Below are 12335 nucleotides of genomic sequence, written 5' to 3'. Positions count from 1 at the left end.
GCCGCACTGGGCCAATTTATACGTTACCTAATTGAGTTGTTTCAGACTGGTGTCGAACGTTATTTTTTGGTTGGCCGACAGCTGGACTTCAGCTTCATGGTCGGCATACTTTATTTTCAAGCTTGTTTTTTCCGGGGATTTTAAGGTTAAGCGCGTAAGCACACCTTCTTGCCATACCATATCTACCTCCACATTACCACGAGCCTTAAGCCCCGTTATACTGCCGCTCTCCCAAGGTGTGGGGAGCGCTGGAAGAATACGGAGGATACCTTCATGCGATTGTAAAAGGAGTTCAGCAACGCCCGCCGTATATCCAAAATTACCATCGATTTGAAAGGGCGGGTGCTCATCAAAAAGATTGTCGGCTATCGAAATCTCAAAAAATTTACGGATGTTCTTGGTCGCGGATATAGAGTCCAATAAGCGTGCATTAAAATTGATCATCCATGCCCGGCTCCAACCTGTACCTGCACCACCGTGCTGCAGTCGAAAATCGATTGTCTTTTGAGCTGCATCAAATGCTTCCCTATTTTCAACGGTAATGGCATCACCAGGATGCAAGGCATATAAATGGGACATATGCCTATGCCCCTTTTCAGGTTCTTCATAGGGTTCGTTCCATTCCAAAATACGTCCATCGTCACCGACAAGCACACCCGGGTGCAACTTTTCGCGTTTGGCACTAACTTCTTTAACAAAAGCATCATCGATCTCCAAAATTTTGGCGGCCTCCATCGTATTATCGAAAACCTCGGAAATAATCTGGTGGCCCATGGCACTACCTAATGAAACGGCGGCCGATTTTCCATCTTCGGCGATATACGAATTTTCAGGAGAGGTTTCCGGGGCCGAAACCCACTTTCCACTCTTTTTGTCCCATATCAACCAGTCCAGGTAAAATTCGCTTAACCCTTTGAGGATGGGGTACGCCCTATTTTTTAGAAATTCTTTGTCTTGGGTGAAGCGATAGTGTTCCCAATAATGTTGCCCTGTCCACCCACCGCCATGGATCCAAGCTCCCCAATACGCCTGTTCAGCCCTCATAAAGGGGGGCGCCCATAAGTCCGTCGCGTGATGCGCCATGGTACCTCTATCTATCCCATACTGCTGTTTTGCGGTGTTCTTTCCCCGTTCCAACACCCTGTCCATAAATTCGAAAAAGGGCATATGAAGCTCACTGAGGTTGGTCACTTCCGCGGGCCAGTAATTCATCTGTAAATTAATATTCAAATGATAATCAGCATTCCAGGGCGCCTCGATATGCTCGTTCCAGATGCCCTGCAAGTTGGCCGGATTGGTTCCTGGCCGTGATGAAGAAATCAGCAGATACCTCCCATATTGAAAAAGAAGGGCCGCTAGATCGGTATCTTCCTTCCCTGTACGAAAGCGTTCGAGCCGTTGATCGGTAGGCAACTTCCTTTGCTCTTCCCCACCTAGGTCAAGGGTCATACGCCCATAAAATTGATGATAATCTTTTTTATGCGCCCCTACGAGTTGATTGAAATCGCGCGCCAAGACTTTTGAAAGTGTCTCTTCGTTTCTTTCTACAAACTGATTTCCATGGTAATAACTAGTGTTGGCTACGATAAAAAGCCTTGCCTTTTTCACTCCTTTCAATACTAATTTTCCGGATTGAGGAGTGACCGTACCTTGATCATGGACAACCTTTAATCGGGTCTCGAATTCTACGCCATAATCTATAGGAAAAGGCTTGGAATCTTTCTTCCCACCGTATTGGGTGACCGTTCCTTTCATGCTTATTTCAGAGGGAGTAGGGTTAGAAAGCGTGACCGTTTTCCTTCCAGCGTCTTCGGGCCGGTCCATTCGCAAAGTGAGATCCATACCTTTAGCATCGGTGGTCTCTAGTTCAATAACCAAAACATCGTCAGGATGGGAAGCGAACACTTTTTGGTTAAAAGCATTAGATCCTGAAACATAGTCCGTATATGCGATGGCATCATCGAGAGATAAGGAACGGCGATAATTTTCAAATTTTCTATCCTGTTGAAAATCGATATATAAATCACCCATGGTCTGATGCGACCTCAATATCGTCTTATGTGAAAATCGGGCCACGATCAAGCTATCGACCATATGATTTTTACCCGCCTTTAATAGCTCCCTGATTTCAGCCAAATCTTCGGGAGATCCTACTGCATCGCCCCAATCGGCTGCACCGGACCACATGGAATCTTCGTTTAACTGTATACGCTCATGATTAGGGTCACCAAAGACCATGGCACCCAAACGGCCATTACCCACGGGTAGTGCTTCCATCCATTTCGAAGCGGGTTGCCCATACCAAAGTTCATACCCCTTTGCTTTTTCTTGAGCGACCATCAATAAGGGGATACTCACCCAAAATAGTATCATCGATTTTCTGATATTCATTTTCATACTTTTAGCGGTTTACAAATTATTCGGTCACTTCCCAATTGTCAGTTCTAAAGGCCGAGGCAGGTAAATTTTCATTATTGTAGAGGTTAGGCAATGCGGCGTTCGAGAAGGCAAATCGGACGGCTATAGGATCTTTTACGGCTTTTGAAGAAACCACAACGGTGTTGTCTACTATTTTGGCTTTAGCAGAATGGAAAACACGGTCCTCTCCGGCAATGGTGAAACCGGTAAGCTCATTACCCTTTTTTTTCAGACCGTTTTCAGCATAATCAAACGTAATTACTATCTTATTCTTTTTCGTTTGTCGCATCGAATTATATATGGGACCACTCGGTACGATACCATCGACATTATAGGTACCGTGCAAAGCCCAAAGTGCCAATCGCCGACCTACGTCCTGCTTATTTACGGGATGAATGTTCTCTAGGTTTCCGATATCATTGGTTACGGCCATACCTGTATGCTCGACCGTCTTTAAAGTATGCAATTGAGCGTCGCGTACGAAGGCGGCATCATTATCTTGCGGATTGTCATACTTATAGGGTGCTATTTGAACAAAGTAAAACGGGAATTCTTTGTGCCAAGCTTTTCGCCAAGTATGGATCAACAAGGGAAACGATTTATAATAAGAGGGTATATTCTGCCGGTTCGACTCCCCTTGGTACCAAATGCAGCCTGCGATCTTAAAATTCAGCAATGGATGAATCATTGCATTGTAGGCCAGGCCGGGGCTGGAGGGCCACCAATCGTATTGCTCAAGTTTTTTGGAAGCATTCAAAAGATCTTCGTTCCTTTCAATCGCTTCGCGTTGTATCCAGGTCTCTACGGGAGTGCCCCCCCAACTGGTATTGATAAGCCCAATAGGTATAGCAAGGTTTTTGTGAAGTTCCCGACCGAAAAAATAGGCTACCGAACTGAATTTTCGCATGGTCTCCGGTGAGCACACAGCCCATTTTCCTGGGGTATCATCTTGTGGAGCGGTAGAGGTATGTTTCGGAACCGTAAAAAACCGAATATTAGGGTATTTGGCGGTTGCTATTTCTTCTTCCGCATTTAATAGGCCCATTTCAGGGGTCCATTCCATATTGGATTGGCCTGAACAAATCCAAACTTCACCCACCAATATATTATTTAGAACGATTTTTTCGTGCCCTTCAATGGTCAAGGTATAAGGCCCGCCCCATTTTGGAGTGGGGAGCTTGACCGACCAAGTGCCTTGGTAAGCCTTCGCGACCACTTTTTCATCGTTCCATGAACCAAAAACGGTGACTGCTTCGTCGGTTGCGGTAGTCCACCCCCACACCAAAACCTCCGATTGCTGTTGTAACACCATATGGTCGTTAAAAATAGAAGGTAGCCAGAGTTTGGCGTGCCCCTCGACAACACCCAAAAGGGCAATACATACCAGCAATAATTTTTTCATCATTTTAATTTTTTTTGAGTTTTCCCCCGAGATATCTGGCCCAAACCTGATATCCTTCGGGCTTCAGGTGGATACCGTCACCTGAGTATAATTGCGTATCAAGGTTATCGTTTGCATCCAAAAAAAGTGCCGTAATGTCATTATACTCTGTACGCGGACCCAATTCTAGGCGATCAAGCCCCTCGTGCACCTTTCTATATTTTTCGCGCTGCTTCGAATTGGCCTCCATGCCGGTCGGTAAGGGACCGAACAAGATTATTTTCGAATCTATAAATGTACTTTGCGCTTGCGTAAGTACGGCTTGTATTCCACTCACGATTTCCTGGGCACTTTCAAAAGGAAAGTTATTTACTCCAATGGTCAGCACGACCGTTTTGGGTCGGGCCCGACCATACTGCCCATTTTGCAACCGCCAAAGAACTTGCTGTGTGCGATCTCCGGAAATACCGGCATTTATCCATCTCATGTTTTTAAAAAAAGTATCCGCGGCAATTTTTCCGGGAGCAGCAGTAACATGAGGACGATTGCCAAAGCCCTGGGTAATTGAATTTCCGATCAACAGTAAATCTACTGGTCCTTTCGTCACGCACAGCGAATCGATATCGGCGGCCTGTGTCCACCAATCGGTACCGTTCGACCAGCCCGCTGCGGACCGATATTCCGCCGAAGGTGCGGCAACCCTTGCAAAATTCGTTTTTTGGTTAGTGGCCCTTAGAATAAAATCCACAATCGGTGTAGGGTTTTTTAGGCTATGGGGATGATGCCCATTATTTGGTTTGTAAATGGTTTCAATTGCCCCTCCTTTCGCTCTGATGTCTTTAACGAAAGGTATGGTATTCTCCGCAATGGGCACTACGGCATCCGTCTCTCCACAAACATGTAACATTGGATATCCTCCTTGGGCGATACGGCTTGTCTTATGAAGGGGATTATCCTGAAAATCGTCAATTTCCGCCTCGCTATTAAGATGGTAGGCTTTTTTGAATCGCACCCAATCTTCTGAACTTCCTTTACCCTTTCCTTTTCCACCAGGCCAGCTTAGACCATCTAAAACAGGGGCATCGGCATAAACGCACGCCACCTTTTCAGGATTCTGTTCGGCCCAGTTATAAATAATCAATCCGCCACGGCTCATTCCTTCCAAGACTACCTTTTTCGATAGCCCTAGGCGCCTCATGGAGTCATAGAATGAATTCCATCGATCAACGGCTTCCTGATTTCCATATAAGTTGGAGACATCACAATAGGCAATATGAAAGCCTCTTTCAAGCAGGGCAACATCGGTTTGCGGTTCATGGCCCCAAAATCGAGCCCGTAATACCCATGGCAAACCTTTGGCCGGACTTTTCGGACGCACCAATTTACAGTCGGCACCCTTAAATTTGAACTGCTCAAGCTGAAAACCATAGAAATTTGAAAAATCATTGGTATTTTGCTGCACCAGATCATAAAGGCGTTGGGCGATCACCGTTGCCCCAAGACCCGAGGGATGCACCCTATCGGGCAACAAATGTGGACGATCGACAAACAATGAATACAAATCGATAATCTCGCTTTTAGTCGTATAGGCTACACGCTGTAAAGCAGGTATTATCGTATTTTTGATCACAGGGTTCCAAATTCCTGTTGAATCTTCGGTAAAGGCCGGTAGAGGAGACAATAGCACGATCCGTACGTTTTGATTTCTATTTTTGAAACTGTTGATCAAATCGCAATAATCGCTCTCAAATTCGTGAAGATAAATACGGTTCTGTGCCTTGCTGTCGTTAGTGCCTAGTTTGACGAAGACCATATCAGGTTCGAAATCCAATGCATTTTGATACGCCTCGGTTTCCCAATAAGGGCGGTCACCCTTTTTAAGTAGGGTAGCACCGTTAACTCCAAAATTCACCACCTCAAAATTAGTACCTAGGAGGCTTTGCAATTGGGCAGGATACGCATTTTTCCCACGATTTTCAATCCGTGCCCCATAGGTTATACTATTGCCGACACAGGCAATCTTTAACTGTGGCAACGTATTCGAGCTTGTCTGCCCTGAAACCGAAACAACCAAAAAGCACCAAATTGCAACAAAGAGAACACTATGAAAATACCTCGGATGCATGCTTGTCTTTTGTCGTATTATGTTATTATTCAGGAAGGAATTCCCGGTTTGGTTTTGAACTTTTCAATTCGATGTCCGAATACTTTTTTTCAGTCCTTACCTCAGCCTAAAAGTAAATGCTTCTGTTTGCAACAACTTCGGTCTTAGATTTTCCGGAATTTCGATTCGAATACCATCTCCGTCTTTTTTCCATTTGATGTTAGTCCGACGACCTAATAAGGAAGCCTTCACATTTCTTTCAGGTACATATCCTTCAAAATATATTTCAGAGGGAAGTTCTTTTTGCCCCTCTTGTACCAAGTATACCAAATATACAGAACCATCAGGTTTCGAGGTTATACATATATTTTCATATTTGTACGGGGCCATGGCCTCGGTACCATAAATCGCCGCATCGTTGATCTTCATCCACAAACCTATTTCTTCAAGTAGCCGATAGGCTCCTTCATCCCACTCTCCTTCAGGGCTTGGTGCTATGTTCAACAAGAGATTGCCCCCCTTGGCGACGATATCAACCAAAGTATGCACAGCCTCCCTACCACTCATATAGTTGGCATTAGGGGTATAGGACCATCCCCCACCAGCAATGATACAAGATTCCCATGGGTAGGGCAACGGTTTTTCAGGTACACGATTCTCAGGAGTCAGATAATTTTGATTTTTACCGTGAACGGCTCGATCCACCACAATAAGGCCCGGTTGTTTTTGGCGGGCCTTTTCTACCAGTTCGTCCATTTTGATATCCTGGCTTACTATCCGGTTTTTCAAATACCCACTTTCATTGTTCTCCAATTGTTGGTCGTACCAACTGGTAATCTGAGATTTTGGTTTTTTAGCCACCCAACCACCGTCAAGCCAAAGAATATCGACCTTACCATAATCGGTCAAAAGCTCAAGGATTTGATTATGGGTAAAGTCGGTAAAAGCTTGCCATTTTTCAGGGTTTTCCTCGGGGGAATAATTTACATTTCTGTCTCTTGGCGGATAGTAGGGATCCCAATACGAATCCACGTTCCAATCAGGTTTTGAAAAATAGGCACCGGCCCATAGACCCTCATTTCGAAAGGCATCAAAAATCTCTTTAGTAATATTGGCCCGAGCGTTTGTACTAAAGGGTGTTTTGGAATCGGTTATTTTGTAATCGGTATATTTAGTGTCGAACATTGAAAACCCATCGTGATGTTTTGTGGTAAACACTACGTACCGCATACCCGCATTTTTGGCGGCTTTTGCCCATTTTTCCGGATTGAACTTCACTGGGTTGAACGTTTTCTGTAAACCTTCGTATTCTTTTTTATAGGCGTAATAGTTATCAGGATTAGAGCCCTTTTTTCGTTCACACCACCCGTATTCCTCGGGACATATAGACCATGATTCCACAATACCCCATTGGCTATAAGTACCCCAATGCATTAAAAGTCCGAATTTGATATCTTGCCAGGCATCCAATTTTTCCAAGACCATAGGGTCGGTTTCGGGCACATAGCGCTCATCTTCATAAATGGCTTGGGCACACCCCACACTTCCCCCGAAATATATGAGTATGAGCCAAATTTTAGAACAGGCCGATTTAAGGTTTAGATAGGTCATTTTCATCAGTCTTATTTGGTTTTAAGGTGTATGGGCAATTTTTTTTGATTACGGAAAATCACGAGGTCAAATTGGCCCTTCCAGTTATTGTTTTGATAAAATTTCATCAGGTCGGAGACGTTGTCAAGTTCTTCTTCTTCACTAGCAACAATTACGTCGCCCACAGCTATGCCCGACTTTCTTAATACGCTGGTGTCGTCTAAACTTAGTACGAGTATGCCTGCCGTTTTACTCAAGCCCGCCGCCGAACGTTCGGCCATTGTCTCGATCGACTTTATTTCAGCGCCCAACCATTGAAAAGTAGCAGATCTATCAACTTGGGAACCAAAAAACAGCCGGGGTATCTCTGGCGTTTTCGCCAATGCCTTTAACTTCTCGTTATTGACCCCCACATTTTGGGTCTCAAAAGGTTCAAAACCAATTTGTAGTGCCGGCGAATCATCGCTTACATCAAAATTACCCGTTGCGGCCTCCTTGAAGCGCGGGGATCCGGAAACGCTATGCGCACCCACACCATTTTTTTGTGATATCTGCAATGCCTCGTCATCACCAAAGAGATTATAATCTACTTCTGCCCCCCAACCTTGAAGCCTAATATCTTTATGTTCGGTAAACACAATATTATGTCTAAAAATATCACCTGAATTCTTGAACCACACGTGGGGGTGAAATCCATTATTGATCATAATATTATTTTCCACGGTTCTAAAAAAGCCTTCACGAAGTTTGATTCCCCCGTTCAGGCAAACATTATTGTAAATGTTGTAATTGGAGGAACCATCGTCCAAATCGATATCCCAACCATGATCACATCGGAACCTATTGTTAAAAATTTCAGTGGTATATACTGCATCCCATTTTGGCATTTCTGGATGCATCGTCACAATACTGTCCATTGTATTTCTGTTTGGGTGCCAAAACCGGTCTCTTCCCCAAGAATTGAATGCCCCGTGATCACCCGATTCTAAAACTGTATTGAACACATCGTTAAAACTAATCGTATGCCCGCCCCAAGTACCATCGCCAATATTAATACCTGCTCTTGGCACTTCATAAATACTATTATGGCGCACCGTGATATTCATGGCCATCGCGATTTCAACACCTGCCGTCTGTTTTTCGATACGCCCAATATGGTGAATGAGATTGTTCTCCACAAGACAATCACTGGGGTAATCGTCGGTCTTGGGCCCTATTAAAGTATCCATTTCATTCAAAGGAACGTACTCATTATATTGAAAGGAAGGTGAACGTACCGCTTTAGGGCTTCCGACAAATGCAATTCCACTCGCTCCACAATCATGAATATGATTATCGGAAATAACAACATTTCGATTGTAATCGCTAACAAATATGACATTACCTCCCAAAGCCGTGAACTCACAATTCTTTATGGCAACTTCCTCGGTATTTTGCAAAAAAACCGAGCCTCCCCGATACATAGTCCAATCACTTCGCAAAAGTGGTTCGTATGCTTCCATAAAAGTGCGCTGCGTATGTTCAAAGCGAATTCCTTCGATAGAAACATCTTTTACCGAATTGTCTTTGGTGCCTTGCACATTGACCAAGCACTTTTGCAAAGTTCCCTCTACCTTGGCATTTTGAAGGTCGAGATCTTTGGGTGGCCAATAGTAAAGGTTCTGCTCGGCATCGAGAAACCATTCTCCCTCACTATCCAATTCCTCAAACACATTCTCGACCATTCGATACGTTTCGTGCATAGCGGAAGGCCGATTGTTCTGATGCCCTCCTGACAATAGTACACTACCGTCTTTATCAATTCCTTCGACCTTGTAATGAAAGCCGCCCCATTCGCCCTGGTGCATCACATGCAGGATAGCCCCCTGTGGGTGTTGCCATTTTTCTATTCTTTTCGGATCAATGGCATCCGCTGCATACCCCTGCCAATGCCCTCCATTTTCGTCATAATCGGGATACCGTGCAAGGATTTGTCTTTTCCCGTTGATAAACAACTGATCAAACCTTTCTTGCCCAACTATTGGAGCTACATATACGGAGCCCTTATACTTAGTCCACTTTAGACTATATCGCCGAGATCCTTTAATAACGGTATTCTCAGTACCTTCTCCGATCAATTTCACAGCACCGTGTTCCGGACCTATACGTACAGGTGTATTCAAGCGATATTCGCCTTTACCCAAGGTAATAGTTGCCAAAGCCATGTTATTTTTCTCCCGAAGTACAGCGATTTCGTCAAGTGCTTCCTGAATGCTATTGACACCTGTATCACCCACAGTATCCGAATTGGGCCTTACATAGATTTCCATTTCGGAACTATCGCATCCCATCAACATGAAGCACAGTAAAACCAGCAATGCTTGAGTGGCCCTCATTTATTGTAATTTGATACTTTGCTTTTCCATTGGCCTTAACATTTTCATTGAGGTAGGCGGGATTAGATTGTCCGCAAATACGCCTGAAGCCTTACGATTTCGCTATCCTTCAAATGCCCTGGCAACCTGTTTTGACGTTCCCAATCCTTCGATACCCAATTCTACCACATCACCAGGTTTCAAATACTTCGGGGGTTCAAAGCCGAGACCGACACCCGAGGGCGTTCCCGTTGAAATGATATCCCCAGGCAACAAGGTCATGAACTGACTGATGTAGCTAACTACTTGTTGAATATTAAAAATAAAATCGGAGGTGGCACTGTTTTGAACCATTTCGCCATTCAATGTAAGCCATAGTTTCAAATCATTGGGGTTATCGATTTCGTCTTTGGTAGCAATAAAGGGCCCAATGGGCGCAAACGTGTCACAGCCTTTTCCTTTGCACCATTGCCCTTCCTTTTCGATTTGGAAAGCCCGTTCACTATAATCGTTATGTAACACATAGCCCGCCACATGGTCAATGGCATCGGCTTCGGAAACATAGGATGCTTTTTTACCTATTACGACGGCTAGCTCAACTTCCCAATCTGTTTTTTCACTTCCCTTGGGAATAATAAGATCATCATTGGGACCGACGATAGCCGAAGTAGATTTAAAAAACAACACAGGTTCCTTAGGCAATGCCATCCCACTTTCTGCAGCATGTTTCGCGTAGTTCAGGCCTACACAAACTATTTTCGAAGGTCTTACCAAAGGAGCTCCTAAGCGAACATCATCAGGTATTTTGGTACAAAATTCCTTGTTATCATCCAACCACTCTTGTAGCCGTTGGACCCCGTCGGAACCAAAAAAATTCTCATCGTAATCTTCACCAAAGCCCTGAATATCGATTCTAGATCCATCTTCAAGTTGCACGCCGGGCTTTTCTTTCCCCGCCATACCATATCGTATTAATTTCATCTCTATATTATTTTAGGTATATACTTTTCGTCTATTTATGGGTTCAGGCCGATTCCCTTCACCAAAAGGCAATTTACCTCTTTTCATGGGCGACTGCATTTTTACGTGCTATTTCCCTCCATACCACACCATCGGGAAAACTATGGTTATCCAGTGACTCATTCTTCATCGTAATACTGAAACCCGGCAGTTGTGGTGGCATATAAGCCCCGTTTTCGACGACGACAGGCTCATGGAAGTGCTCATGTAAATGATCTACGTATTCGATTATCCGATTCTCAAGCGACCCACTTACTGCAATATAGTCGATTATGGAAAGATGTTGAACGTATTCACAGAGTCCCACGCCACCGGCGTGCGGACACACCGGGATATTAAATTTTGCCGCCATTAATAAAATGGCCAATATTTCATTGACCCCGCCCACGCGACAGCTATCGATTTGACAAATTCCTATGGCATCGGCTTGTAACAATTGTTTAAAGATAACCCGATTCTGACAATGCTCTCCAGTAGCAACCTTTATAGGGTCGACTGCCCTAGCTATGCGGGCATGGCCCAAAATATCATCAGGACTGGTAGGCTCTTCGATCCAATAGGGGTTGAATTGGGCAAGTTGCCTCATATTGAAAATGGCCTCATCTACATCCCATTTTTGATTGGCATCCATCATAAGCCGTAAATCAGGACCGATTTCTTCCCGAATGATGCTAGCCCGTCGAATATCGTCTTCAAGATTTAACCCTACCTTTATCTTTATATGATCGAAGCCTTGTGCTTTGGCTTCCCGGCAGAGTTGGCGCATTTTATCATCGGAATATCCGAGCCATCCCGCTGATGTGGTATAGGCAGGATATCCATCTTTCAAAAGTTTGTCCACGCGAGACTGTTTTGAGTTTTCAAGTTTTCCAAGTAAAGCTTGAGCCTCTTGTGGTGTGATCACATCAGTAATATAGGTGAAGTCTACACACGAAACCAATTCAGCAGGTGACATATCGGCCAGAAGTTTCCACAGAGGCTTCCCTTCAACCTTGGCATAGAGATCCCAGACGGCATTAACAATTGCCCCAGTAGCAAGATGAATGACCCCTTTCTCAGGGCCTAGCCACCTCAATTGACTATCTCCCGTAATCATCTTATAGAAATCACCCATATAGGCCGTAAAACTTTCCAGCGTTTTACCCACAATTAAATGCGACAGGGACTGAATAGCGGCTACACAGAGTTCATTGCCCCTTCCAATAGTAAAGGTCAGACCATGACCCTCAAGACCATTTGGATGATCTGTTTTAAGAATGACATATGCCGCCGAATAGTCGGGGTCGGGATTCATCGCATCGGACCCATCTAAAAATTCGCTGGTTGGAAAGCGTACGTCTTTGACGTCTATTCCTGAAATAACTGTGCGATCTGACATAAAAGGAAGAAATTAAAAACACAAATCTAACTTATGGCCTTTTAGATATCTACTCAAAATATGACCATCATCAGTACTATTTTTGCCCCA

Annotated in this window: 7 protein-coding genes; all 7 read right to left on the bottom strand. The window is 44.4% G+C overall.

Annotated elements, in window-relative coordinates; translation table 11 throughout:
• Positions 1–27: 27 nt before the first annotated feature.
• Positions 28–2391 (bottom strand): glycoside hydrolase family 95 protein, encoded by a 2364-nt coding sequence (locus F2B13_RS14625; RefSeq protein WP_232625248.1) that lies wholly within the window; start codon positions 2389–2391, stop codon positions 28–30.
• 25 nt (positions 2392–2416) lie between these two features.
• Positions 2417–3823 (bottom strand): sialate O-acetylesterase, encoded by a 1407-nt coding sequence (locus F2B13_RS14620; RefSeq protein WP_149304536.1) that lies wholly within the window; start codon positions 3821–3823, stop codon positions 2417–2419.
• 1 nt (position 3824) lies between these two features.
• The gene (locus F2B13_RS14615) at positions 3825–5924 is read right to left on the bottom strand and encodes an SGNH/GDSL hydrolase family protein (RefSeq protein ID WP_198440141.1); all 2100 of its coding nucleotides are present in this window, start codon (positions 5922–5924) and stop codon (positions 3825–3827) included.
• Positions 5925–6020: 96 nt separating this feature from the next.
• The gene (locus F2B13_RS14610; RefSeq protein ID WP_232625247.1) at positions 6021–7520 is read right to left on the bottom strand and encodes an alpha-L-fucosidase; all 1500 of its coding nucleotides are present in this window, start codon (positions 7518–7520) and stop codon (positions 6021–6023) included.
• Positions 7521–7525: 5 nt separating this feature from the next.
• Positions 7526–9868, bottom strand: a complete 2343-nt coding sequence (locus tag F2B13_RS14605) for a PDZ domain-containing protein (RefSeq protein ID WP_149304535.1) — start codon at positions 9866–9868, stop codon at positions 7526–7528.
• A gap of 102 nt (positions 9869–9970) precedes the next feature.
• Positions 9971–10828, bottom strand: a complete 858-nt coding sequence (locus F2B13_RS14600; protein WP_149304534.1) for a fumarylacetoacetate hydrolase family protein — start codon at positions 10826–10828, stop codon at positions 9971–9973.
• A 73-nt stretch (positions 10829–10901) separates the two neighbouring features.
• A complete protein-coding gene (locus tag F2B13_RS14595) occupies positions 10902–12245 on the bottom strand; it encodes an L-fuconate dehydratase (RefSeq protein ID WP_149304533.1) in 1344 nt (447 codons plus the stop codon).
• Positions 12246–12335: the final 90 nt, after the last annotated feature.

Origin of the sequence: Pareuzebyella sediminis (assembly GCF_008367235.1) — a bacterium.
In the GTDB taxonomy this organism is placed as follows: domain Bacteria; phylum Bacteroidota; class Bacteroidia; order Flavobacteriales; family Flavobacteriaceae; genus Pareuzebyella; species Pareuzebyella sediminis.
Note: the sequence above shows the minus strand (reverse complement) of the source record. Positions and strands in the feature narration are given on the sequence as shown.